This is a genomic window from Marinobacter sp., from assembly GCF_041690455.1.
Lineage (GTDB): Bacteria > Pseudomonadota > Gammaproteobacteria > Pseudomonadales > Oleiphilaceae > Marinobacter.
In genome coordinates, this window is the sequence record NZ_JAWLHI010000020.1 from 21227 (window position 1) to 44855 (window position 23629).

The following is a 23629-nucleotide window of genomic DNA, read 5'->3' on the forward strand; positions in this document are numbered from 1 at the left end:
AGCAACAGGGCCGTCTATCCAACCCTGTTATTTCAGAGCGGGATTATCTGCCAGGAAGCTTAAACCAACCTTAAGACGCCCTGTTGCGAAGGGTGGGGCGGGCGGGGAGCCAGATGCTGACGCACAGTCCCGATTGTCCGTCCGGCCGCCCGTTCAGGGTGAGTTGTCCACCGTGGAGTTCGGCAATTCGCCGGGCGATGGCCAGCCCCAGTCCGGCCCCTCCCCCGAGTCGTTGGTCCAGGCGGACAAAGCGACTCAGGGCCCGTTCCCGTTCTTCCGGTGGAATACCCGGACCCTGATCGCACACGGTGATGTGGTAGCCGTCGCCGGAGGGGGCAAGTCGGGTTTCCACGACAGTGTGCTCTGGACTGTACTGGATGGCGTTGGCCAACAGGGATCGCATCAGGGTATTGATGAGGGCGCTGTGGCAACAGACCAGGGCCTGGCTGGCGTCGTCCTGCAGCACCGGCTCGATATCCTTTTTCAGGGCCAGGGGTGCCACATCGGCAATGCTCTGCTCCAGGATGGCAGACAGGTTATGGTACTCGGGTGAAAAATCAGCCCCGGAATCAACGCGGTTCAGCAGCAGCATCTGCTCCACCAGGTGAACCATGCGATCCACCGACCGGATCAGGTCCCGATACTGCTCCGGGTTGTCCTCACAGGCTTTCTCCAGGTTCAGTCTGAGAGCCGTGAGTGGCGTGCGCAGTTCATGGGCGGCATCGGCCGAAAACCGGCGTTCTCGTTCCAGGGCCTGGTTGAGCCGTCGCAGCAAGCCGTTTACCGCCTGTACCAGCCCGGCCACTTCCTTTGGTGCCTGCCGATCATCCAGCGGGTGAATGTTCTCCGGCGCCATATTACGAACTGGCTTCTCCAGCTTTCTCAGGGGCTGGAAGCCGACCTGGATGGAAACAATCACCGCCATGGCCAGTAACGGCAGTACCACCAGAAATGGCAGTACATTACCCAGTGCGATCTCCTGACTCAGCTCGTCCCTGACATCCTCCCTTTGGGCGGTGCGAATCCAGAAACCGGTGGCCGGATCTTGCAGGGTGAATGTGCGCCACTGATAACCTGTCATCTCCTGCCATGCGAACCCTGGCTCAAGACCTTGGGAATCGTTGGCGCGCAGGGTATCGAGGATGGGCTCCTTTTCGGGTGACCAGACTTCGAAAGCGATTTTCCGTTCGTACTTGTGCCCCGCACCACCAGGAAGTATTTCGTCCTCTTCCTCATCACCTCGGTAGGCGCTCTCGGGAAGCTCCAGGGTTTTGGAGAGCGTGTGGGACAGCTGATCAACTGACTGTGTCGTCGACAGGTGCTCTACCAGACCCTGCACGATGCGGGTGCTCTGGGCCAGTTCCGCGTCAAACAACTCCTCCAGTTGATGATCACTGACGTAGAAGCCCCAGCCGGCTGCGATCAGGGTGATGAAAAAGACGGTGCTGGTGACGAGGATCGTGAGTTTACGCGTCAGGCTCATTCGGTAGCCTCATGCGCAGCGGCTTCACTGTCCAGAAGGTACCCTACGCCCCGTACGGTACGGATTGTTTTCTTCCCGACCCGGCGACGGAGGTGGTGAACGTGCACCTCCAGCGCATTACTCTCGGCACCATGCTCCCAGCCGTAGAGTTGCTCCTCCAGTCGCCGCCGTGTTGCGACCTGATCGGGATGGCGCATCAGGTAATGCAGAATCTGGAATTCGCTCCGGGGCAGGGTAACGGTGTCATTACCGACCTCGAGTTGGCCGGAATCGGTATCCAGCGTCAGCCGGCCAACCTTGAGACCGGCAGTTCTGACGCCGCTGCCGCGGCGGGTGACCGCGCGGATCCGGGCTTTGAGCTCTGCCATGGCGAACGGTTTGGTGAGGTAATCGTCCGCGCCGGAGTTCAGTCCCTGCAATTTCTCATCCAGGTCTGTTCGCGCCGTGAGAATGATCACGGGTGTCTCGATGCCCCGGTTACGGATGTTGCGCACGATATCCAGGCCATCGACTCGCGGCAGGGTCAGGTCGAGGATGGCCAGGTCAAAGTCCTCGTTCAGTAGCGCATTGAGGGCCTGTTGGCCATCATCCAGCCAGTCAACGGTGTTCTGGCCATCGCGAAGCATGTCCAGCATGGTATTGGCCAGCAGGTGGTCGTCTTCAATCAGCAGTATTCGCATGTAGCAGAAATCCGGTTGGTTTTCAGGTCAGCGGATGGCCTTTCGTTGCAGTGTAATCGATACCCGCTTTTTTGCTTTCCCGACTTTCAATGTGCTCTGGACTCCCGGTGGATGATTCAAGCAGGAACACCTGGTAACGACGGTTCTGGTCCACCTGATCAAACACACCTTGCAGCTTATGCAGCATTGTCTTGTTGCCTTTTTCCACTGCCAGCAGCGCGGGCTGGGACAGGGTTCCCTGAGCCAGTTGACGGCTGATCGTGTCCGCCTCTACGGCCCGGACCCTGCCCTGGGTATAGAAGCGGGCGGAGAACGGGGCCTTGTCGAGATAGAGCAGGTCATCCGGGGTCATTCCAGGAAGCTCGTTAACCCGCGCTACCAGGTCACGCTCAGTTTTAAGCGTTTCCGGATTGAGTGAGAGCCAGCCCCCGGCCAGTGTCCCGAGTAACGGAATCAGGAGAATGGCAGCCAGGACGGGACGTCCCACCGGGCTGCCAATCCGCTGTGGCACCAGGCTTGCTGCCAACACTGCAAGGAACGGCAAGCCTGGCAGGACATAGGTCCAGAGAATGTTGCCGGACAGGGTGAAAAAAATGGCGGGGCTCAGGGCCGATGCCAGTATCAGTCCGCCGATACCCCGTTCACCGGAATGCCATTGGTCTTTTGTTTCCTGGCTACGCCAGCACTTGATCGCGAATGCCGCGATAGCAATCAGGCCCCAGGGGGAGCTGGCCAAAACCAGGTGCAACCAGATTGTACCGCGGGGGAACTCGTGGGCGTTGCCATAAAGATCTCCCTGCCAGCTGCTTACCAGGAAGCGTTTGATGTGTTCGCCCACGATAAAGTAGTCGAAAAATCCGGGCGTCTTCAGTTCTGCCAGCACATACCATGGAACAGCAATGGCCAGTGTCAGCGCCGAGCCCCGAAGCCAGGGCAGACATTCCCAGAGGCGCTGCCAGCGACGGGCAATGACAACCCACAGGAACACCGGCAGGCCGGTCAGAACCAGAATCAGGGGGCCCTTGGCCAACAGGCCGATGGCGAGACCAATGAAGAACGTCCAGCCCCAGATCATGGGGCCGCCCTGAAGCCGGATCACCAGGCTGGTCAGCACCAGCGTGGAACCGAGTGCAAGGAAGGAGTCAGTCATCACTGTGCCTGCGGTCAGAAAACCCAGGGCTGTGGTGGCATAAATAAGCGCCGCCCAGAGACCGGACGCCCGGGCAGCGTCACTGGTCCGCTCCGGATGCAGGTACCGGCGCATTGTGTAGATCAGGAAGACAATGACGCAGTTAGCCAGCCAGGACGGCAAACGCCCGGTGAATTCGGAGACACCGAATACCTTGAAAGATAATGCCTGGGTCCAGAACGACAGGGGTGGCTTGCCCCAGAAGGGAACTCCGTAATCGAACCAGGGTGTAATCCAGTCGCCGGTTTCGGCCATGATGCGGGCAATCTCGGCGTAACGGGGTTCTGTGGTGTCGGCCAGCGGCAGGATTGCGGCCAGACCAAGGCGAATGGCCAGAACGGAGACCAGCAGCCAGAGCAGGGTGTTAATGTGTTTGGTCATTACCGGCAACTCGCAGTTGAGGCAGAATCGATTGGGCGTCGTCCTCACTGTCTTCGGCGACAATGAAAACCGGGCGTTGTTTGGTTTCCATGTAGATGCGCCCGACATACTCACCCAGCAGCCCTACACAGAGCAGCTGAACCCCCGACAGGAACGTGATCATGGCAATCATTGACGCGTAACCCGGCGTGGATATGCCGAAAATCAGTGCCCTGAGTACTTCCCAGGTTCCGAAAAGGCCGCCGGCCCCGGCGGCCAGCAGACCGAGAAGCAGGGCAAGGCGCAGCGGCCGGGTGGAAAACGAGGTGATGCCCTCCATCGCCAGGTGCATCAGTTTCAGGTAGTTCCACTTGGTCTTGCCTGCTGCCCGGGGGTCGCGGTCGAACTCCAGGGTGACAGTGGGCATGCCGACCCAGGCAAACATCCCTTTCAGGTAGCGGTTGCGTTCGGGTAACCGGTTCAGGGCATCGACAGTGCGTCGGCTCATCAGCCGGAAATCGCCGGTGTCGACCGGTATTGAAGCGTCGCTGATGCGGTTGATCAGCCGATAGAACAGGCTGGCTGTGGTGCGTTTCAGCCAGCTCTCCCCCGCCCGCGAACGGCGCTTCATCAGTACGACATCCGCGCCCCTTCGCCATTCGGCGACCATCCGGGGGATCAGTTCGGGCGGGTCCTGGAGATCGGCGTCCATCAGTACCACGGCATCTCCGCGGGCATGCTCCAGCCCCGCAGTCACAGCGGCTTCCTTGCCAAAATTGCGTGACAGCTGGACCACCCGGATGTCCGGCTGGCGTTGCCGGGCCCGCAACAGCAGAGCGACGGAATTGTCATGGCTGCCGTCGTCCACGAACAGCAGTTCCACAGGAACGTCGAGTTGTCGAGTGACCCGGTCCAGACGACTGAGCAGGGTCGGGATGACATCGGACTCGTTGTGAACAGGTATGACGATACTGAGCATCTGGTTACTGGGCGTCCCTTGTCGGTTCTTCATGGAATACAAATCTCTCGGCGAAGAGATAGTTGGCAAGTGCCACCACACCGGTAGCCGTAATCTGGGCAAACGCTACGTTGGCACCGGCCATCCGCAGCAAGGCAAAACTGAGAAGGTTCAGGGTCCACCCGATACCGGCTCCGGCGAGATAGCGGGGAAAGGTCACCCGGTGCGGCAGAGGGGAACAGAAGGTAAACCGGTGTTGGCCGATATAGTTCGCGATCAGCCCCGCGCTGGCACCTATGGCGGTCGCAGCGACAGCGTTAACGCCAGCGCGAACCAGCACCATCATGATCAGCCAATGGAGCAGGGTAGCCATTCCGCCGGCCATCATGAAACGGGGCAGCGCGCCCAGTTGGTTTGTCCTCAAATCCGGGAGTTTCATACAGCCTCACTTCAGCACCCGAGTTTGTCCGGAGGTGTCCGGCGAATGGCACGGCACTCTACGCGGCCATTCTTAAGCGAGCCTTAACCGGCATGCCCGGGAAACCTTAAGGCGGTCTTAAGGTTTCTGCCGCGGAGCCTTAAGGCTGATTTAAGGCTCCCTTTCTACCCTGGCAGTCGTGATTGAAAGGCCCCGGGGCCATATTGTTGGAGAGCGCCTATGACAGACCCGCTGATGATGTCCACCTGTTGTCCCCCGGATTCGGGGGAGGTGGTTCCGGTCATCCGTTGTGCCGGTCGCTGGTTGAGTGAAATCCTTCCGGAAACTGCTATGGCTGATACCGTGGCCGGATTTATCCGCCGGCGGTTTCTGCACGCCTACGGCGCCGAACCTGCCCTGCGCATTCCGGCCCTGCTGGCCCTATCCACGGCGCAGGGTACCCTGCTGGCTGCAGTTGGAGTACGCAATGCGGCTCTGGAGCGCCTTTTTCTCGAGGATTACCTGTCGGTTCCGGTTGAATCGGTGATGCCGGTTCCGGGTGTCGCCCGTCACAAGATCGCCGAGATCGCCCATCTGGCCGGTGTTGAGGCAGGAGTCAGCCGTTTCCTGTTTGCTTCCCTGTCGGTCTGGCTTGATAGCGCCGGATACGACTGGGTGGTTTGCACCGGCACTGATCAGTTGCGCAACAGCTTTCACCGGTTGGGCATTGCCACCGAAGTGCTGGCAGATGCGGATCCGGCCCGGCTGCCCGATCGGGGAGCCGGTTGGGGCCGGTACTACGACCATCATCCGGTGGTGATGGCGATCAAAGTTGCAGATGGCGTATCAGCGCTTCGGGATGCCGGGTTGCTGCGGCTTATTCGGACGGTAGACCGGCATGTTGCCGATGGCGACTCAACGTTGGGAGGCTCCTATGGCTGTACTGCCTGAATTGCTCCGGCGACAGGCGGCTGTCGATCCATCGCGCGTTGCCCTGCAGGGACCAGAGGCAGCCTTCAGTCATGCCCAGATGATGCAGTCTGCACAGGCGCTGGCTGGCCAGTTGAGCCAGTTGGGCGTCAGGCGTGTCGGTCTGTGCGGCGATAACTCTCCGGCCTGGATCCTGGCTGACCTGGCCTGCCTGCTGGCCGACGTGGTGTGCGTGCCGGTGCCGGTTTTCTTCTCGAAAGCCCAGGCTGCGCATCTGATCGAACAGGCCGGTCTGGACTGCCTTCTCTCCGGCGAACAGGAGGCTTTTGGTGAACATATCGGCCATGGCGTCTGGCTCCGGCATTTGCCGGTAACCGGCGACGGGGCGTGGATGCCGGAAGCGACCGCCAAGATCACCTTTACCTCCGGCAGCACCGGCACCCCCAAGGGTGTCTGCCTGTCCGGGGCGCAGATGGCGGCGACAACCCTCGCGTTGAAAGAACGGCTGGCGGATGTGCCGTTGCAGCAGCATTTGTGCATCCTGCCACTGGCGACCCTGCTTGAGAACATTGCCGGGGTGTACCTGCCGTTGCTGATGGGAGCCACGGTGAATGTCGCACCGTTGCAGGCCCTGGGGATGACCGGCAGCAGTGGCCTGGATCTGGAACGCCTGGTGGCGGGTATCAACCGAAATGCTCCCCAGTCACTGATCCTGGTGCCGGAACTGGCTATGGCGCTGGTGGCGGCCGCCGAACAGGGGCAGCTCGAGAGCCGGTCTTTCCGCTTCCTCGCGGTGGGCGGTGGCCGGGTGTCACCGGAATTGCTGGCCCGTGGCCGGGCTGCCGGGTTGCCTCTCTACGAGGGCTACGGTCTGTCCGAGTGCAGCTCCGTGGTCGCGCTGAATGTTCCCGGCGACGAATGCGAAGGTACCGTTGGCAAACCCTTGTCTCACGTCGAGGTCCGGCTGGATCCTGTCCGCCACATCCTGGTCCGGGGCAACACCCACCTGGGGTACCTGGGCGACGAGCCGGAGGGGGATGGGTGGCTGGACACCGGGGACCTGGGCACCCTGAATCCGGAGGGTTTTCTCACCGTGAATGGTCGTGCCAAGAACCTGCTCATCACCAGCTTTGGTCGCAACATCAGCCCCGAGTGGCTCGAGAGCGAACTGATCCAGGCCCTGGGCGCCCAGCAGGCGGTGGTGTTCGGAGACGGGGACCCTCACCCAAGCGCCCTGATCGTGATCCGCGATGGCCGCTCACCGGAGCAGCTGCGCTCGGCACTGGCCGGGCTCAACGCCGGCCTTCCTGACTATGCCCGGCTGGCGGCGGTATACATTCGCCGTCAGCCCCTGACCCATGCCGAGGGGCACGTCACTGCCAACGGTCGGCCCGTGCGCAAGAAGATCCAGTCGGACCTGCCCGCGCTGCTGGCCGGTGCCTTTCCCATTTTTATGAACCTTTCTACGACCCATTCAACCTCATCAAACACGCCAGGAGACACTGTCATGGCATTTTTCGATCGCCTGCAATCCGAAACCGCTGAAGCACGTGCCCATGTGACGGGCGCGCCGGTTATCGACGCTATCCGCGAGGGCCGCTTCGATCTGACCGGCTATACCTGGTTCCTGACCCAGGCCTACCACCACGTCAAGCACACGGTGCCGCTGATGATGGCCTGCGGTGGCCGCCTGCCGGAGCGCCTGGAATTTGTCCGCAAGGCCCTGGTGGAATACATCGAGGAGGAATACGGCCACCACGAGTGGATCCTCGATGACCTGGAAGCCTGTGGCGAGGACAAGGAAGCGATTCGCAATGGCACCCCCGACACCTCCATCGAACTGATGGTCGCCTACCTGTACGACCGGATTCAGCGCGGCAACCCGGCGGCGTTCTTCGGCATGGTCCAGGTGCTGGAAGGTACCTCCATCGAGCTGGCCACGCCGCTGGGTGAAGCCATCCAGAAACAGCTGGGTCTGCCCGATGCGGCATTCAGCTACCTGTATTCCCACGGTGCGCTGGATCAGGAGCACTTCGAGTTCTTCCGCAACCTGATGAACGAGATCACCGATCCGGATGACCAACAGGCCATCATCGAAGCTGCCCGCATGGTGTATCGACTCTATGGTGACATGCTGCACAGCATTCCGCTGCCTTCCGGTCGCAAGGAGTCGCGCCATGAGGCTGCATGATCGGGTGTTCCTCCTGCTGGGAGGAACCGGAGGTATCGGCAAGGCGCTGGTGGACCCGCTGGTCCGGACCGGTGCCCGGGTCATCGTGGCGTCTCGGCAGCCGGACAGGCTGGGTCACCGGGAAGGGGTGTCCGCGGTGCACCTGGATCTTGCCGCCCCGGATCTGGATCAACAGCTGGAGCGCCTGAGCGACGCCTATCCGGATATCGATGGGGTTATTCACTGCGCGGGCCAGAACCGCTTTGCCGCTCTCGGAGCCATGGCCGTCAGTGAACTGGATGCCCAGCTGACCGTGAACCTGCGCTCGGCCATGCTGGTGGCACGGCATTTTGCCCCCCGGTTCGAGAAGGGTGGCTACGGGGCCCTGGTGTTTGTCGGCTCGACCTTCGGCAGCATCGGTTTTCCGGGCTATACCGCCTACTGTGCCAGCAAGTTCGGGCTGCGTGGCTTCACCGAGGCGTTGCGCCGGGAATTGGCGGATACGCCGGTGCAGGTGGTGTATGTCGCCCCCCGGGCCACGGCAACCGACATGAATCCGGAACAGGTCAACGAACTGAACCGGGCGCTCGGCAATACCATGGATGCCCCCGAGGCAGTTGCGGCCGAAATCCTCAAGGCGATGGAAAACGACGATCGCCGGCGGTTCCTGGGCTGGCCGGAAAAACTGTTTGTGGTGATCAATGGCATCCTGCCCCGGATCGTCGACAAGGCCATGTTGAAGCAACTGCCGGTGATCCGGCGTTTTCTGAATTCGGGAGTACTGTCATGAAATGGATGATCCTTTTGCTTGCGTCGATTATTGCCGCGCCGGTCTGGGCGGGAAATCTTGATTCCGACCTGGCCGGTATCCAGGGTCGATGGGCGGAAATCCAGTATCAGCTGCCGGAAGACCAGAAGGAAAAGGCCTTTGAGGACCTGGCCGGCCAGGCGCAGGTTCTGGTCGATACCTATCCCGACCGTGCCGAACCCCTGATCTGGCAGGGCATTGTGTTGAGCACCTATGCCGGTGCCAAGGGTGGCCTCGGCGCCCTGGGTCTGGTCAAGGACGCCCGGAAATCTCTGGAAAAGGCGCTGGAAATTGATCCGGCAGCCCTGGAGGGCTCGGCCTATACCTCCCTGGGCAGCCTGTACTACCAGGTGCCGGGCTGGCCCCTCGGGTTCGGGGATGATGACAAGGCCAGGAAATACCTGCTCAAGGCCCTGGAGTTGAACCCGAACGGGATCGACCCCAATTATTTTTATGGTGATTTTCTGATCGAGCAGGATCAGCCGGAGCGGGCCCGGGAGTACCTGAACAAAGCTCTGAACGCACCCGAGCGACCTAACCGGCCTGTGGCCGATGCTGGTCGCCGGAAGGAGATCCGGAGCAAACTCGAACAGATCTGAACCCCACGGAACAGGCCGGGCTCAGTCCCGGCCGGATATCAGGGAGGATACTGATAGAAGAAATTGGCATTTCACTCAATATTACCTTTTAATATATCCTTAGAATTAAACTTAAAGGATCGATGTTCGAGGTGAGTGTCATGAGCAATCCCGTCGTCCAGCATTTCTTCGACGAACCGACCAATACGTTCAGCTACGTGGTGCGTGATCCCGACAGCCAGGCGTGCGCAATCATGGACTCCGTCCTGGATTTCGATTATCCCGCCGGCCGCACAGACGTCCGCTCCGCGGACGAGATCATCCGCTATGTCCGGGACAACGACCTGACGGTGGAGTGGATCCTAGAGACCCACGTGCATGCCGATCACCTGTCTGCCGCCCCTTACCTGCACGAAAAACTTGGTGGCAAGACCGGCATTGGCGAGAAGATCGTCGATGTCCAGGAGATCTTCGGTAAGGCATTCAACGCCGGTACCGAATTTGCCCGTGACGGCAGCCAGTTCGATCAACTGTTCCGTGAAGGCGACACCTTCCGCATCGGCAATCTGGAAGGCCGGGTGCTGCACACTCCCGGTCATACCCCGGCCTGCCTGACCTACGTGATCGGTGATGCTGCTTTCGTTGGCGACACCCTGTTCATGCCGGATTTCGGCACTGCCCGCTGTGATTTCCCCGGCGGTGATGCCCGCACGCTGTACCGGTCCATCCAGAAAGTACTGTCGCTGCCCCCGGAAACCCGGTTGTTCATGTGTCATGACTACGGCGCGCCGGGTCGCGACGAATTCCTGTTCCAGACCACGGTGGCCGAGGAGCGCGAGGCCAATATCCACGTCCACGAAGGTGTCAGTGAAGATGATTTCGTCAGGATGCGCACCGAGCGGGACGCCACCCTGGACATGCCCCGGCTGATCCTGCCGTCGGTACAGGTCAACATGCGCGCCGGTCACATGCCGCCGGCCGAAGACAACGGGCAGGTCTACCTGAAAGTTCCGGTCAACCTGTTCTGAGCACCGCATGAATCGGATCCAGCGGTACCTGCCCATTCTGCAATGGGCACCCCAGTACGGTCGTGACCAGGCCACCAGTGATCTGGTGGCCGCGGTCATCGTTACCGTCATGCTTATCCCCCAGTCCCTGGCCTATGCGCTGCTGGCGGGGCTTCCGGCCCAGGTGGGACTTTATGCCAGTATCCTGCCGCTGGTGATTTACGCGGTGTTCGGCACCAGCCGGACCCTGTCGGTGGGCCCGGTGGCGGTGGCGTCGCTGATGACCGCCGCGGCCCTGGCGCCCATTGCCGAGGCGGGTACCGCTGCCTATGTCGCGGGTGCGGTGCTGCTGGCGGTGATGTCGGGCCTGATGCTGACCCTGATGGGGATACTGCGGCTCGGATTCCTGGCCAACTTTCTGAGCCATCCGGTGATTTCCGGCTTCATCACCGCCTCCGGTATTGTCATTGCGGCCAGCCAGTTCAAGCATATTTTCGGCATCCAGGCTTCCGGGCATAATCTGGTGGAGATCGCCGAGTCCCTGCTGAGTTCCCTCACAACCACCAACTTCTACACCCTGGTCATCGGCGTCGGCGCCCTGGTATTCCTGTTGCTGGCCCGCAAGCATCTCAAGCCCCTGTTGATGAACCTCGGGGTAAAACCGAGGCTGGCGGATATCCTCACCAAGACCGCACCGATTCTCTCGGTGCTGGTGACTACCCTGGTTGCCTGGTACTTCCAGCTTGACCAGAAAGGGGTGCGCCTGGTTGGGGAGGTGCCTTCCGGGCTGCCGGAATTCACCATGCCCTCCCTGGACACCGGTCTGTGGTCGCAGCTGGCGGTCAGTGCCCTTCTGATCAGCATTGTGGGTTTTGTCGAATCGGTATCGGTGGGTCAGACCCTGGCCGCCAAGCGTCGCCAGCGGATTGACCCGGACCAGGAACTCATCGGCCTGGGCACGGCAAATCTCAGTGCCGGCTTCTCCGGTGGCATGCCGGTGACCGGCGGTTTTTCCCGGTCCGTGGTCAACTTTGATGCCGGCGCGGAAACTCCGGCCGCCGGCGCCTACACCGCCGTCGGCATTGCCCTGGCGACCCTGTTCCTGACCCCGGCCATTGCCTGGCTGCCCCAGGCAACCCTGGCGGCAACCATCATTGTGGCGGTGACCACCCTGATAGACCTGCCGGCGCTGTCCCGCACCTGGCGGTACTCGCGCACCGATTTCGGTGCCATGCTGGCCACCATCCTGCTGACCCTGGTGCACAGTGTGGAGGCGGGCATCATCGCCGGGGTGGCGCTGTCCATCGGTCTGTTCCTGTACCGCACCAGCCGGCCCCACAGTGCGGTTGTGGGTCGCGTGCCGGGTACCGAGCATTTCCGCAATGTGCTGCGCCACAATGTGCAGTTGTGCCCGAAAGTGACCTTCCTGCGGGTGGACGAAAGCCTGTATTTCGCCAATGCCCGGTTCCTGGAGGAGACGGTCATGGATCTGGTGACGCGGGAGCCGGAACTCCGGGATCTGGTGCTGGTTTGTCCGGCGGTCAATCTGATCGACGCGTCGGCCCTGGAGAGCCTTGAGGCCATCAACGAGCGCCTGAACGACGCCGGCGTGCGCCTGCACCTGTCCGAGGTCAAGGGACCGGTGATGGACCGGCTCAGGGATACGGAATTTCTCGCCCACCTGGGTGGTCAGGTATTCCTGAGCACCTTCGATGCCTGGACCACGCTCACTAACCACCGGCAACCGGTGGCGCAGACCGCCTGAATCAAGCCGGTCTTGGTAACGGAGCGGGCTTACCCGCTATCATTGTTCCTGACTCTTGCCTGAATTCATGACCCGGGATGCGCGTGCCATGGGGATGACGGAAAACCTGTTATCAACGGGACAGTGGCTGTTAACGGCCGTACTGTTTCTGGTGATCCTGGCGCAGGCAGCCCGCTCTGTCGACTGGCAGGCACTGCGCAAGGATAACGCTCTCCAGCATTCGTTTTTCGGTGCGGCTGTGGCGCTGGGATTCCTGTGGCAATTGCGTGCAGGGATTTCGCCCGGCCTTGCCATCCATATCTTCGGCATGACCGTTATCACCCTGATGCTGGGCTGGGCGCTGGCGGTGTTCAGTGGTCTTCTGGCGCTGGTGATTACTGTCATCACGGGGCGGGAACCGGTCATGATGTTCGCGGCCAACGGGCTGGTGACCGTCATGGTACCGGCACTGGTGAGTCACGGGATCATGGTGTGGGAGCGCCGCCGGAACTTCCGGAATTTTTTCGCCTATATCTTCTTCTGCGGATTCTTCGGGGCCGGGCTGGCAGTGGCTGCGGCCGGCGTGGTGATGTGTCTGATGCTGTGGTCCAGCGGCGTCTATACCTTCGAAGAACTGATCCACGGGTACATTCGCTACCTGCCCCTGATCATGCTGCCGGAAGGCTTCGTCAATGGCACCTTCGTGACCGGCCTGATGGTCTTCCATCCGGACCGGCTCACGACCCTGGATCAGCGCCGCTACCGGCCCTAGCCTCAGATACCGTCGCCCTGGGCGAGCCGGCCCTGGTCCAGCCCTTGCTGTTTCCGGGTGCGCCAACCGCCGGCCCATTCCAGAACCTTTCCGGCGGGTATGGGCGGAGCAATCCCGTAACCCTGGATCTGGTTGCAGCCCATCCGGGCGAGGGTGCGGGCCTGGTCTCCGGTTTCCACTCCTTCGGCCAGGACCGGGTGCTCGAAGCGCTGGGCCAGGAAGATCACGCTTTCGACGATGGCCTTGTCACTGGGGCTGTCCATCATGTTGCGAACGAAACTCTGGTCGATCTTGATCAGGTCGATGGGCAGGGTTCGCAGATAGCTCAGGGAGGAGAACCCGGTGCCGAAGTCATCCAGGGCCACCTTCAAGCCGAGGCTGCGGCACCGTGTCAGTACGTGATTGGCCTGCTGGGTATCCTCCAGCGCGGTGGACTCCAGCACTTCCAGGGTGACCCGGGCGGGATCCAGTTCCGGGTGGCTGTGCAGGTAGCTTTCCAGGTAGTCGGCAAAACTCCGGTCCAGCAGATGTCGGGCGGTGATGTTGATGCTGACGGTCAGGTCCTCACCCGCCTGTTGCCAGGTGTTCAGCTGGTGGATGGCTTCCTTCAGGACCCACTGGCCCAGGGGCACTTCCAGGTGGCTGTTCTCCACATAGGGCAGGAACTCGCCAGGACTGATCAGTCCCGATTCGGGCCGATTCCAGCGGATCAGGGCCTCGAAGCCGGCCAGGGAATAATCCGACATCCGGACCTGGGGCTGGAAGAACAGCTCGAATTCCTGGTTCTCCAGGGCACGGGTCAATTCCATCAACTGCTGTCGCCGCTTCTGCCGGTGCTGATCCAGATCCGGATCGAAGAAATGGAACTGGTTACGGCCTCTCTCCTTGGCCGAATACATGGCCTGGTCGGCGTGGCGGATCAGGCCTTCGGCCTCGGCCTGGTCTTCAGGGTAACGGGTGATGCCAAGGCTGGCGGTCAGGGTTACCTGCTCGCCCCCGACTGCTACCGGCTCGCCGATGACGGACAGAATGCGGTGGTAAACCGCGTTGGTGTCGTCGCTCTGGAGCAGCAGGACGAATTCATCGCCGCCGACCCGGGCCACGGTATCGCCGCTGCGCAGGGTGTGGGTCAGCCGCTCGGCGAGGGTGCGTAGCACCTGGTCGCCGGCGCTCTGGCCAAGACGATCGTTGATGACCTTGAACCCGTCCAGGTCCAGGCAGCACACCGACAGCCGCCGGCCATGGCGTTCGGCATGGCTGCGGGCCGAACGCAGGCGCTCCTCGAGCAACTGGCGGTTGGGCAGACCGGTGAGATCGTCGTAGTTGGCGGCTCGGTCCAGTTCCCGGGCGTGATTCTTCAGGGTGGTAATGTCCGAGAAGGCCGCCACATGGTAATACTGCCCGGGCTCGTCCAGGTGGACCCGGCTGATGGACAGCAGTTCGATGAACTCCTCGCCACTCCTGCGCCGGTTCCAGATCTCGCCCCGCCAGTGGTCCGTCTTTTCGATGGATTGCCACATGGACTGGTAGTACTCCGCCGAATGCCGGCCCGAGCTGAGGATTCCGGGATTCAGGCCCAGCACTTCATCCCGGTTATAGCCGGTGATCCGGGAGAACGCCGGATTGACGTCGAGGATGCGGTTGTTATGGTCGGAGATGATGATGGCTTCGTGGCTGCGGTCAAAGACACTGGCAGCGATCCGCAGGCCGCGCTCGCTGTGCTTGCGGTCGGAAATGTTGTTCTGGATCACGATGTAGCCGGGGGCGGTTCCCTGTTCCCGGCCGATGGGCACGCAGTAGCTATGGACCCAGTAAGGAGTGCCGGAGCGGGTGTAGTGCAGGATGTCCTCGGCAAAGGTATCACCCCGGTGCAGGTGCCGGTTGATCCGGGCAATGGTGTCGGGATCGGTGTCCGGCCCATAGAGCACATCTCGGGGGTGCTTGCCCCGGATGTCGGCCAGCAGGTGGCCGGTATGCTGCTCGAAGCTGGGGTTCACCCACTCGATGGTGCCGGCTTCGTCCAGGAACAGGACCAGGTTGGGGGTGGTAGCGGCCACCAGGGCCAGGCGTTCGGCGTCAATACCCGTCGGGGGCTCTGCAACATCCGTCGATTTCGGCATTCAGGTTCGCTTCTGCTGGTCTGGCTGATGGATTACGAGCACGCCTCCCTGTGTGACACTTACTGCAATATGCAGTGTAAAGGCGGAGATGCTACCCGAAGTCAGGCCGATTGGCACGGAATGGTACCAGGCAGAAATTGACGGAAGTCAGTTTTTTATCGATTCCCGCCTGCGGTTCAGCTGCGCCAGCGGGAATGTTTCTGCAGTTTGCGCTGGAGGGTGCGCCGGTGCATGTTCAAGGCGCGGGCGGTGGCGGAAATATTGCCGTCGTGCTCGTTGAGCACCCGCTGGATGTGCTCCCATTCCATTTCTTCCACCGAAGGCGGCTCCGGACGCAGCTCCGGCGGCGCGTCCAGGGGTTCGAAGCCGGTGACGAGCTGGTGCACGGTCACCGGTTTGCACAGGTAATTGATGGCGCCCCGGCGCATGGCCTCGACTGCGGTGGCGATGCTGCCATAGCCGGTCAGAACCAGTATCTCCAGGTCCGGCCTGCGGGCCAGCAATTCTGGCAGTAACTGCAGGCCGCTCTCACCGGCCAGGTTGAGGTCCAGCACGCAACGTCCGAAATCCCTGGCTTCGATCAGTGCCAATGCCTCGGCCCCGGTGGTGGCGGGCACTGCTTCGATATCCTGGCGGGCCAGGGAGCGTTGCAGTATCTGCAGAAAAGCCGCGTCATCATCCACAATCAGCCAGAGGTTGGGTTGGCTCATGCGCTGTCTCCGTTCGAGTCCGCTTCCGGCAAATCAATGACCATGGTGGTGCCGTTTTCCTCGGCCCGGGCCCTGAGGGTACCCCCCAGGCGCTGGATGGTGGCATTGGACAGGAACAGGCCGACACCGAGCCCGTTTCTTGAATCCACGATCTCCTCCCCCGGTGCGCCCTCAAAGGCAGCTTCCAGGCCCTCCCCGTGATCCTCCACGACTATTTCGATCCGGCCCGGAGCACCGGTACGGGCCGCCACGCCGACCCAGGCCGGGCTGGCGGTCAGGGCATTGGCCAGCAGATTCAGTACCGCCTGGTCGAGGGTAGCGTCCATGGCCACAGGCACTTTCGGGAACGGTTGTTGCCAGTGGATCGGGCCGGAGGGCCAGAGCAGGGTGGCGGATTCCCGCAGGCGCAACAGCCAGTCTTCGACCGTCAGTGTCTCCTGCTGGGCGGATCGGGCCTCCACCGCCGCGCGGGTGAGCTGCTGGAGATGCTGGCTGCAGAGTTGGATCTGCTGTTCCATGGTGTCCAGGTCTTCCTTCAGCGCGCCGGAGTCGGGTGCTGCAACCCTTCGACTGGTTTCCGAGCGGATCTCGTCCAGCAGCAGGGTCATGGTGTTCAGCGGTGTCCCCAGTCGGTGGCCCACGGCGGCGGCGGACAGACCAAGGGCGATGATCTGTTCGTCCCTGAGCCGGTTTTCCCGGAATTGAGCCAGTTGCAGCTGCTGGCTGCGAAGCCGACGGGCCAGGGCGCCAACCACCAGTAACAGGATGGCCGCAGTCAGGGCAAAGGTCGCCCACATGCCGAACAGGTGGAGTTGGGCAAGGTTGTCATTGTGCTGGCTGTGGCCGATCGGGGTGTGCCAGAGCACCAGTGCCGTGTAGGCGGCGATACCGCTGGCGGTGATGGCGATACTCTGGCCCAGGGGAACCAGGATGATGGCCACGGCAATGGGCAGCAATAGCAGGGAAACCAGAGGGTTGGTATAGCCGCCGGTCAGGAACAGCCAGCTGCCGATCAGGACTATATCTGCCAGCAGCCCGGCACTCACGGCCAGGGAGGAGGCCGGTGGTCGGCGGGTGAACCAGAGCCAGCCCAGGGTGGCGAGCACAGCGTAACCGAGGCACAGTAAAAGTGCCTCGGCCTCGTGCGCCAGGGTAATCATCGATTCCGCAACAGCGAGGGCGACCAGCTGGATCGTTACGATGGCCAGCCGCATGCCGAGCAGGTAGCGGGCCGCCTGGCGAATACCGGTTTGAGAGTGAGTGAGCCATTCCATGGTTCGGATTCTACCAACAGTCATGGCTTCCGGCAGATTTGTTTTCAATGGGCTTGCCGCGGATCAATCCTCGAAGTAGCAGATCAGGCTATGGCTGATCACATCGGCGCGGAGATGCAGAGGTGGATCGTCCGTGGTGGTGACCAGTATGGCATCCTCCGGTCGGGCTTCGCGTTCGACCTCCGGGGGGGCCGGCCCCAGCAATTCAGGCTGGTAAAGACACTGTCTGTCGTCCGGGAACAGGGCCACGTACGCGGTGCCGGTTTCCACCAGGTCCTGGAAGAAGTGGGAGCCATAGGACAGATCCGGCACCATGTCCCCGGCTTTCTCCGATACTTCCACCAGCACCGATACCCCGGCGATGTCGGCAAAACGCACTGGCACCCCCAGCTCGGGACTGCTGGTGCCCCAGCGGCCGGGACCGATGAGCAGGGTGCGACCCTTGCCCCGGCGCACCGTCTCTCCGACCAGCCTGGCGACCTCGTAGCGCTGACCGGTGGTCAGTCGGGAGTAGACCGAGGCGTCGATGCGGATCACCCGGTCCAGGGTCAGGTTGATGTTGCCACCCATGAAATGGCCTTCGGTCCGGAACAGCACCCGTCCAGGCTCAGGCTCTTCGGGGAGGGTGACCGGCCCGGTTTCACCGATGGTGGCCAGGGGGCGGCACTGCACCAGGTTGAAGGACGGTTCCCCCTGGCGGTCCAGGTGCAGGGTGAACTCCACATCCACCGGGTGCCGGTAGCCGGCCTCGAGAGTTTTCAGTAGCCGGGACAGGCGTTCGATGAACCGGGTCCGTTTCACCAGCGGCGTGAACGTCAGTCGCCAGACCGGTCCGGCCAGCCCGAGTTGCTCGGCCCGTTCGCTGGCAGGACGGTCCACCTCCGCCAGGTATTGCAGGGGCAGGGCCGGCACGTCCTGCGCGAGTTGGCTCAGGGGGCAGGTGCTGAGGGTGCCTTCCTGCAGATCCAGCAGGTCCACCAGATGCTGGGAGAACCGGTAGCTTTCATCCTGGTTCCGGAACGGGTGGCGGCCTGGCTGGTCGAGGGCCATGACACAGGCGTGGTCGCCCTCGATCCGGTCGACCGCCCGGGTACCGAGCCCCATGACCAGCCGGACCATGCCCGCCTCCGGGTCCATGCTGCTGTCCCAGGCAAAGGTATTGCGGGAGACGCCCACCCCGGCGGCGTCCGGCAGGTAATAGCGGCCGTGAAAACGGCCGTTTACCCGCTGGATCAACAGCGCCATGGGCTCCTCCCGCTGATGCAGACCCCGTTGCCGGCGATACACCAGGGCATCCTCACTCATCGACGAGGCATAGACCTGCCGGATGGCGTCTTCCAGGGCCGCCAGTCGCTGCTCCGGGCCGCCCTGGTTGACCAGGAATACGCTGTCGTATTTGCCGGCGAAGGCATTGCCGAAGCCGTCCTCCTGCAGACTGCTGGAGCGCACCAGGATCGGATACTGGCCGTAATGATCCAGCAGGCGTTCCAGCTCCGAGCGGATTTCATTCGGAAAGTTGCCCTTGCGGATGCTCTGCTGCAATTTCGGCGCCTCGGTCAGGTAGCCGGCCTCCGAGCGCTGGCGCATGACCGACGGCCACAGGCCGTTGTGGACCAGGAAGGCGTAGTAGGCGTCGGTACCCAGGTAGCTTGAGTCGTGGGGCTCCAGACAGGTTTTCCAGCTATCAGGGCCCTCCCGCAGGAGAATGTTGCGGGCAATCAGCATGCCCGTGGCCTTGCCGCCGATGTAGCCACTACCCACCATGCGGCTTCGGATCGTCAGCAGGTCCTCGAGACTCAGGTACCGCCTGGCCAGCTCCAGTATCTTGGGATCGCGACTGATGAGCACCTTCAGTACCTGGTCCTGAAGGTCGGCCATGCAGTGCTGCTCGTTGTTGGCCAGGGCCCGACCGGCTTCCTGGAACAATTTGTCCCAGTAATCCAGCAGCGGCTGGCGATGCAGGTACTCGAGCTCCAGACTCGCCTGGACGCGGGTCGCGTCGCTACTGTCTGTAATGGGCTCGAAACGACCGTCCTGCTCCCGGTGCGGCAGGAACATGGTGGGGGACTGCCGGCGCCAGGCCTTGATAGGATGAATCTGTACTTCTGCACCATCCCGGTGCACGTCGATCATCACCTGGGTGGTTTCCCGGATCCGGTCCAGGGTCATGCGGGAGTGGCGTTGCGGATGCAGGGCGAACCAGGCGACCGTGTCCAGCTCGAACAGGAACGGACAGACGACCCGGAAGAAGTTGCCTACCATGGCATCGGTGGCCCAGGCATTGAGCAATTCGCTCAGGCAGTCGCAAACGTAGAAGGCGCCGCGACCATGCTCTTCGATCAGCCGCCAGATCCGGCTGGTGAAGCTTTCGAATCCACCCAGGGCGTTGATATGAATGACCCGGACGCCCGGGTGCTCGGACACGATCGGAGCGTGTTCCCCGAAGCGCAGATAGATGATCTGCCGGCCAGCATCGGCCGCGGCATCGATAAAGGGGAGGACGAACCGGCGATAGTCGTCGAGGTCGGAAACCCGCCAGACCACGTTATCGCCGATTCGAAGGCCATCCAGAACCTCATCCAGTCCGGCCAGGCCGGTTGAAACACGGTCGGTCGGCTGGAGAGGCTCGTTGCTGGTCATGGCCGGATCAGATAACACCCATGGCGTTCATCGCCCTGGCAACACGGAGGAAGCCGTTGATGTTGGCGCCCAGCACGTAGTTGCCTTCCGCGCCGAACTCGGCGGCGGTCTCGAAACAGTTCTTGTGGATATCGATCATGATCTCCTCAAGGCGTTTCTGGGTGTAGTCGAAGGTCCAGGAATCACGGCTGGCGTTCTGCTGCATCTCCAGTGCGGAGGTGGCAACACCTCCGGCGTTGGCGGCCTTGCCCGGGCCATAGGCCAGCTTCGCTTCCTGGAAGATGGCAATGCCTTCCGGCGTGGTCGGCATGTTGGCGCCTTCCGCCACGGCGATACAGCCGTTTTCAACCAGGGCCTTGGCGTCTTTGCCGTTCAGCTCGTTCTGAGTGGCGCAGGGCAGGGCCACGTCGCACGGAACGCTCCAGATGTTGCCGTCTTCCACGTATTTGGCATCCTTTTGGAATTCAGTGTAGGCGCTGATGCGGCGACGCTCCACTTCCTTGATGCGCTTGACGGTCTGCAGGTCGATGCCCTTTTCATCCACGATGATGCCCTGGGAGTCGGAGCAGGCAATCACCTTGGCGCCCAGTTCGTGGGCTTTCTCGATGGCATAGATGGCGACGTTGCCGGAGCCGGATACCACGACGGTCTTGCCGTCCAGGGAGTCGCCACGGGCCTTGAGCATTTCCTGGGTAAAGAACACGGTGCCGTAACCGGTGGCTTCGGTACGGGCACGGCTGCCGCCCCAGTCCAGACCCTTGCCGGTGAAGACGCCGGACTCATACCGGTTGGTGATGCGCTTGTACTGGCCGAAAAGGTAGCCGATCTCACGGCCGCCCACGCCGATGTCGCCGGCGGGAACGTCGGTGTATTCACCCAGGTGACGGTACAGTTCGGTCATCAGGCTCTGGCAGAAACGCATGATTTCGTCGTCGGACTTGCCCTTGGGGTCGAAGTCACTGCCGCCTTTGCCTCCGCCGATGGGGAGGCCGGTCAGGGCGTTCTTGAAGATCTGTTCGAAGCCCAGGAACTTGATGATGCCCAGGTACACTGACGGGTGGAAACGCATGCCGCCCTTGTAGGGGCCAAGGGCGCTGTTGAACTCAACCCGGAAGGCGCGGTTGATGTGGATCTCGCCCTTATCGTCCTGCCAGGGTACCCGGAAGATGATCTGGCGCTCGGGTTCACAGATGCGCTGGATGATTTTCTTGTCCGCGAACTCCGGGTACTTCACCAGGACGGGGCCCAGTGTTTCCAGGACTTCGTGAACGGCCTGATGGAATTCGCTTTCGCCCGGATTGCGGTGCAGTACGTCCTGGAAGATCGGTTCCAGTTTCTCGTCGAGTTTTACCGTCATGGTGATACCTGTTAGGGAAGTTGCTCATTGAAAACGGCGCGGGAATGTGGCCGTTCGGTAAGAAAATTGGCGTAGATTGCACCACAGGAGTGCAGTTTCTGGCAAGCTGCGCCCGGAATTTGTGCAATAAAAACCATCCGGAATACCCCTTAAGGGGTGCGGCATTGTGTCCCAAGCCCGCGACCAGGTTTGTCTTTATCATTACCGGCAATTAACCCGATTTTCCCACTCCCGTGATGGTAAGGAACCTCCAGGCATGACCGAGAAACCCCTGGCACGCATTATCGGCCTGATTCTGGCCGGATGTGCCACTGCCCCCGCTTTTTCCCAGGTACAGGACGATGACCAGTTGTTGATCCGGGTCACCGAAGGCCGGTCGGCCGAGGCGGCCCGGTTGTCGGAAGCGGCCCTGGCGTCGGAGCCGGTGTCCCGGCTGGACTCGGAGCCCTCGGTATCGCTTTCCCGTCTCGGCGGGCGCGGTCTGGACCCGGTAATCCGTGGCCAGGGCCAGGAGCGCGTCGATGTGCTGCTGGACGGCATGCGGGTGGAAGGTGCCTGCCCCAACCGGATGGACCCGCCCACCAGCCGGCTCAGCTCTGCGTTACCCCAGGTGCTGGAAGTCCGTACCAGCAACCAAACCCTGCGCTGGGGCCCCATTGCCGGTGGCCAGGTGGTGGCCACGACGGCGGCGCCGACCTTTGCCGATGGCAACCGCACGACCGGCCACCTCACGATTGGCGGGTCAGATAATGGCGAGGGCAAACTGGTCAATGGCAGTGCTGCCGTGGGCGATCGCGACAATTACCTTCGGCTTTCCGCGGGTTACGAGGAAGCCGATGATTACGAGGACGGCGATGGCAACGAGGTCCGGAGCGCCTTCGAAAACACCGAGGGCCGCGTTGACGGAGCCTGGACAGCAGACAACGGTTTCTATGTGAAAGGCATGGTCAGCCGCCAGGAAGAGCGAGATGTGAAATACGCCTCCGGCATGGATGCGCCGAAGACCGATACCGATATGTATCGCCTGGAGCTGGGTGCGCCGGTGGCCAGCGGTGGCTGGAACCTGATGGCCTGGCAGGCGGACGTGGATCACGTGATGGACAATTTCAGTCTGCGTGAGCCGCCGGTGATGATGGGGATGCCCATGAAAATGCAGACCCTTTCGGAAACCCGGACCCAGGGCGCCCGCCTGGTGCTGGACCAGACCATCGACTACACGAAGGACATTGCTGTCGGTGTGGATGTCGAGAGCAACACCTGGGATGCCACCATGTACAACGGTATGGATCTGACCAACGAGGCCTCGTTCCTGTGGCCGGATGTGGAGCGTGATCGTGTCGGGGTGTTTGCCGAAGCCTTCCACCGTATCCGGGTCAACATGCGCCTGGGTGCGGGCATCCGCTATGACCGGGTGGAAATGGATGCCAATCGGGCTGATGAGACATTCACCATGAACCCGGATGCGATGCCCATGTCACCGGCATCCATCTACGAGAATGTTTATGGCGTAACCGATACCAAAGCCACGGATGACAACGTCAGCGGTTTCATGACTGGCGAATGGCGGGTGTCGCCGCTTAACACCCTGGAACTGACCGCTTCCCACAGCGTCCGCTCCCCCGGTGTCAACGAGCGTTATGTCACCAAGGGCAGCGCCTGGGTCGGCAACCCGGATCTCGAAACCGAGAAACACCACAAGCTGGAGCTGAGCCTGGCCGGGCAGAGTGACGGTTGGCACTGGCGCCCGGCGATCTGGGTCGATGAAGTGGACGATTTCGTGCTGCGTTACGAGCCGGCACCGGACGTTATCCGCTACCGGAATATCGACGCCCGTCTGCTGGGTGTCGAGGGCGAGCTGGGCTGGAGCAACGGCACCTGGAGTGCCACCGGAAAACTGGCCAGTGTCCGGGGAACCAATAATGACACCGACCAGCCGTTGCCGCAGATTCCGCCTGTGCAGTACATCCAGACCCTGGGCTGGCACCACATGGGTCATAGCGTCCAGGCGGAATGGATGCTGGCACGCCGGCAGGACCGGATTGATGAGGAGTCAGGCCTCGACCCGAGCACTTCCCCGGGGTACGGCGTTTTCAATCTGAACGGCAGCCACCCGCTGATGGACTACCTGACCCTGAGCTGGGCGGTGGACAACGTGTTCGACAAGACCTGGGCACCCCACGTCAGTCGCGAAGACCTGTTTACCGGCGAAGCCTACCGGGTCAATGAGCCGGGTCGGACCTTCCGGGCGGCACTGACCGCGCGCTGGTAAATCACAGTATGGCGGTTACCCGCTTCTCATAGCCGGCGGGTGACATTCGGCCCTGCATGGATCCAACTCCTCCATGCGGGGCTTTTTTTGTGTCATATCAAAGCGCTCCGATGGCCATGGACTATGCTTGTCTACGATTGTGGTGCAACGATTGTTACCATG

The 23629-nt window shown here is 61.8% G+C and carries 18 protein-coding genes; 8 read left to right on the top strand and 10 right to left on the bottom strand.

Annotation, left to right across the window (positions count from 1 at the left end):
• Positions 1–70: 70 nt before the first annotated feature.
• The 5 genes from ACESMW_RS06695 to ACESMW_RS06715 are packed head-to-tail and all read right to left on the bottom strand — an operon-like array spanning position 71 to position 5109.
• Positions 71–1483, bottom strand: a complete 1413-nt coding sequence (locus tag ACESMW_RS06695; protein ID WP_372986279.1) for an ATP-binding protein — start codon at positions 1481–1483, stop codon at positions 71–73.
• Complete coding sequence (locus ACESMW_RS06700) at positions 1480–2163, bottom strand: response regulator transcription factor (protein WP_372986280.1); 684 nt, start codon at positions 2161–2163, stop codon at positions 1480–1482. The genes ACESMW_RS06695 and ACESMW_RS06700 overlap by 4 nt, the downstream gene beginning before the upstream one ends.
• Before the next feature lie 22 nt (positions 2164–2185).
• Complete coding sequence (locus ACESMW_RS06705; RefSeq protein ID WP_372986281.1) at positions 2186–3733, bottom strand: ArnT family glycosyltransferase; 1548 nt, start codon at positions 3731–3733, stop codon at positions 2186–2188.
• A complete protein-coding gene (locus ACESMW_RS06710; protein WP_372986282.1) occupies positions 3717–4724 on the bottom strand; it encodes a glycosyltransferase family 2 protein in 1008 nt (335 codons plus the stop codon). Before ACESMW_RS06710 ends, ACESMW_RS06705 begins: the two co-directional genes overlap by 17 nt.
• The gene (locus ACESMW_RS06715; RefSeq protein WP_372986283.1) at positions 4696–5109 is read right to left on the bottom strand and encodes a GtrA family protein; all 414 of its coding nucleotides are present in this window, start codon (positions 5107–5109) and stop codon (positions 4696–4698) included. Before ACESMW_RS06715 ends, ACESMW_RS06710 begins: the two co-directional genes overlap by 29 nt.
• Before the next feature lie 219 nt (positions 5110–5328).
• On the opposite strand from ACESMW_RS06715, the gene ACESMW_RS06720 reads away from it, so the two are divergent.
• The 7 genes from ACESMW_RS06720 (at position 5329) to ACESMW_RS06750 (ending at position 13097) form a co-directional block, all read left to right on the top strand.
• Positions 5329–6039 carry a thermostable hemolysin gene (locus ACESMW_RS06720; protein WP_372986284.1) on the top strand — a complete coding sequence of 237 codons (711 nt, stop codon included), beginning with the start codon at positions 5329–5331 and terminating at the stop codon, positions 6037–6039.
• Positions 6023–8209 carry an AMP-binding protein gene (locus tag ACESMW_RS06725; RefSeq protein WP_372986285.1) on the top strand — a complete coding sequence of 729 codons (2187 nt, stop codon included), beginning with the start codon at positions 6023–6025 and terminating at the stop codon, positions 8207–8209. The genes ACESMW_RS06720 and ACESMW_RS06725 overlap by 17 nt, the downstream gene beginning before the upstream one ends.
• Positions 8196–8978: an SDR family oxidoreductase gene (locus ACESMW_RS06730; RefSeq protein WP_372986286.1), complete on the top strand. Its 783-nt coding sequence runs from the start codon at positions 8196–8198 to the stop codon at positions 8976–8978. The genes ACESMW_RS06725 and ACESMW_RS06730 overlap by 14 nt, the downstream gene beginning before the upstream one ends.
• Positions 8979–8983: 5 nt before the next feature.
• Positions 8984–9595 (top strand): tetratricopeptide repeat protein, encoded by a 612-nt coding sequence (locus ACESMW_RS06735; RefSeq protein WP_372986303.1) that lies wholly within the window; start codon positions 8984–8986, stop codon positions 9593–9595.
• 140 nt (positions 9596–9735) lie between these two features.
• Positions 9736–10602, top strand: a complete 867-nt coding sequence (locus tag ACESMW_RS06740) for an MBL fold metallo-hydrolase (RefSeq protein WP_372986287.1) — start codon at positions 9736–9738, stop codon at positions 10600–10602.
• 7 nt (positions 10603–10609) lie between these two features.
• A complete protein-coding gene (locus tag ACESMW_RS06745; protein ID WP_372986288.1) occupies positions 10610–12346 on the top strand; it encodes a SulP family inorganic anion transporter in 1737 nt (578 codons plus the stop codon).
• An 88-nt stretch (positions 12347–12434) separates the two neighbouring features.
• Positions 12435–13097, top strand: coding sequence for an energy-coupling factor ABC transporter permease (locus ACESMW_RS06750; RefSeq protein ID WP_372986304.1), 663 nt, complete (start codon positions 12435–12437; stop codon positions 13095–13097).
• A gap of 2 nt (positions 13098–13099) precedes the next feature.
• Here the strand turns inward: ACESMW_RS06750 and ACESMW_RS06755 are convergent, their stop codons facing one another.
• The 5 genes from ACESMW_RS06755 to gdhA form a co-directional block, all read right to left on the bottom strand.
• Entirely contained in the window at positions 13100–15217 is a 2118-nt protein-coding gene (locus tag ACESMW_RS06755) for a putative bifunctional diguanylate cyclase/phosphodiesterase (protein ID WP_372986289.1), read from the bottom strand.
• 176 nt (positions 15218–15393) lie between these two features.
• Positions 15394–15927 carry a response regulator transcription factor gene (locus tag ACESMW_RS06760; protein WP_372986290.1) on the bottom strand — a complete coding sequence of 178 codons (534 nt, stop codon included), beginning with the start codon at positions 15925–15927 and terminating at the stop codon, positions 15394–15396.
• On the bottom strand, positions 15924–17201 hold the full coding sequence (locus ACESMW_RS06765; RefSeq protein WP_372986305.1) for a sensor histidine kinase: 1278 nt from the start codon (positions 17199–17201) through the stop codon (positions 15924–15926). Before ACESMW_RS06765 ends, ACESMW_RS06760 begins: the two co-directional genes overlap by 4 nt.
• Positions 17202–17264: 63 nt before the next feature.
• Complete coding sequence (locus ACESMW_RS06770; RefSeq protein ID WP_372986291.1) at positions 17265–19841, bottom strand: PEP/pyruvate-binding domain-containing protein; 2577 nt, start codon at positions 19839–19841, stop codon at positions 17265–17267.
• Positions 19842–19848: 7 nt separating this feature from the next.
• Positions 19849–21198: an NADP-specific glutamate dehydrogenase gene (gene gdhA, locus ACESMW_RS06775; protein WP_372986292.1), complete on the bottom strand. Its 1350-nt coding sequence runs from the start codon at positions 21196–21198 to the stop codon at positions 19849–19851.
• A gap of 256 nt (positions 21199–21454) precedes the next feature.
• On the opposite strand from gdhA, the gene ACESMW_RS06780 reads away from it, so the two are divergent.
• Positions 21455–23467 carry a TonB-dependent receptor domain-containing protein gene (locus ACESMW_RS06780; protein WP_372986293.1) on the top strand — a complete coding sequence of 671 codons (2013 nt, stop codon included), beginning with the start codon at positions 21455–21457 and terminating at the stop codon, positions 23465–23467.
• Positions 23468–23629: the final 162 nt, after the last annotated feature.

Bases quoted from the DNA above. Each gene is read 5' to 3' on its own strand.
- ACESMW_RS06695 (WP_372986279.1), bottom strand. From the start codon at position 1,483: ATGAGCCTGACGCGTAAACTCACGATCCTCGTCACCAGCACCGTCTTT.
- ACESMW_RS06700 (WP_372986280.1), bottom strand. From the start codon at position 2,163: ATGCGAATACTGCTGATTGAAGACGACCACCTGCTGGCCAATACCATG.
- ACESMW_RS06705 (WP_372986281.1), bottom strand. From the start codon at position 3,733: ATGACCAAACACATTAACACCCTGCTCTGGCTGCTGGTCTCCGTTCTG.
- ACESMW_RS06710 (WP_372986282.1), bottom strand. From the start codon at position 4,724: ATGAAGAACCGACAAGGGACGCCCAGTAACCAGATGCTCAGTATCGTC.
- ACESMW_RS06715 (WP_372986283.1), bottom strand. From the start codon at position 5,109: ATGAAACTCCCGGATTTGAGGACAAACCAACTGGGCGCGCTGCCCCGT.
- ACESMW_RS06720 (WP_372986284.1), top strand. From the start codon at position 5,329: ATGACAGACCCGCTGATGATGTCCACCTGTTGTCCCCCGGATTCGGGG.
- ACESMW_RS06725 (WP_372986285.1), top strand. From the start codon at position 6,023: ATGGCTGTACTGCCTGAATTGCTCCGGCGACAGGCGGCTGTCGATCCA.
- ACESMW_RS06730 (WP_372986286.1), top strand. From the start codon at position 8,196: ATGAGGCTGCATGATCGGGTGTTCCTCCTGCTGGGAGGAACCGGAGGT.
- ACESMW_RS06735 (WP_372986303.1), top strand. From the start codon at position 8,984: ATGATCCTTTTGCTTGCGTCGATTATTGCCGCGCCGGTCTGGGCGGGA.
- ACESMW_RS06740 (WP_372986287.1), top strand. From the start codon at position 9,736: ATGAGCAATCCCGTCGTCCAGCATTTCTTCGACGAACCGACCAATACG.
- ACESMW_RS06745 (WP_372986288.1), top strand. From the start codon at position 10,610: ATGAATCGGATCCAGCGGTACCTGCCCATTCTGCAATGGGCACCCCAG.
- ACESMW_RS06750 (WP_372986304.1), top strand. From the start codon at position 12,435: ATGGGGATGACGGAAAACCTGTTATCAACGGGACAGTGGCTGTTAACG.
- ACESMW_RS06755 (WP_372986289.1), bottom strand. From the start codon at position 15,217: ATGCCGAAATCGACGGATGTTGCAGAGCCCCCGACGGGTATTGACGCC.
- ACESMW_RS06760 (WP_372986290.1), bottom strand. From the start codon at position 15,927: ATGAGCCAACCCAACCTCTGGCTGATTGTGGATGATGACGCGGCTTTT.
- ACESMW_RS06765 (WP_372986305.1), bottom strand. From the start codon at position 17,201: ATGGAATGGCTCACTCACTCTCAAACCGGTATTCGCCAGGCGGCCCGC.
- ACESMW_RS06770 (WP_372986291.1), bottom strand. From the start codon at position 19,841: ATGACCAGCAACGAGCCTCTCCAGCCGACCGACCGTGTTTCAACCGGC.
- gdhA (WP_372986292.1), bottom strand. From the start codon at position 21,198: ATGACGGTAAAACTCGACGAGAAACTGGAACCGATCTTCCAGGACGTA.
- ACESMW_RS06780 (WP_372986293.1), top strand. From the start codon at position 21,455: ATGACCGAGAAACCCCTGGCACGCATTATCGGCCTGATTCTGGCCGGA.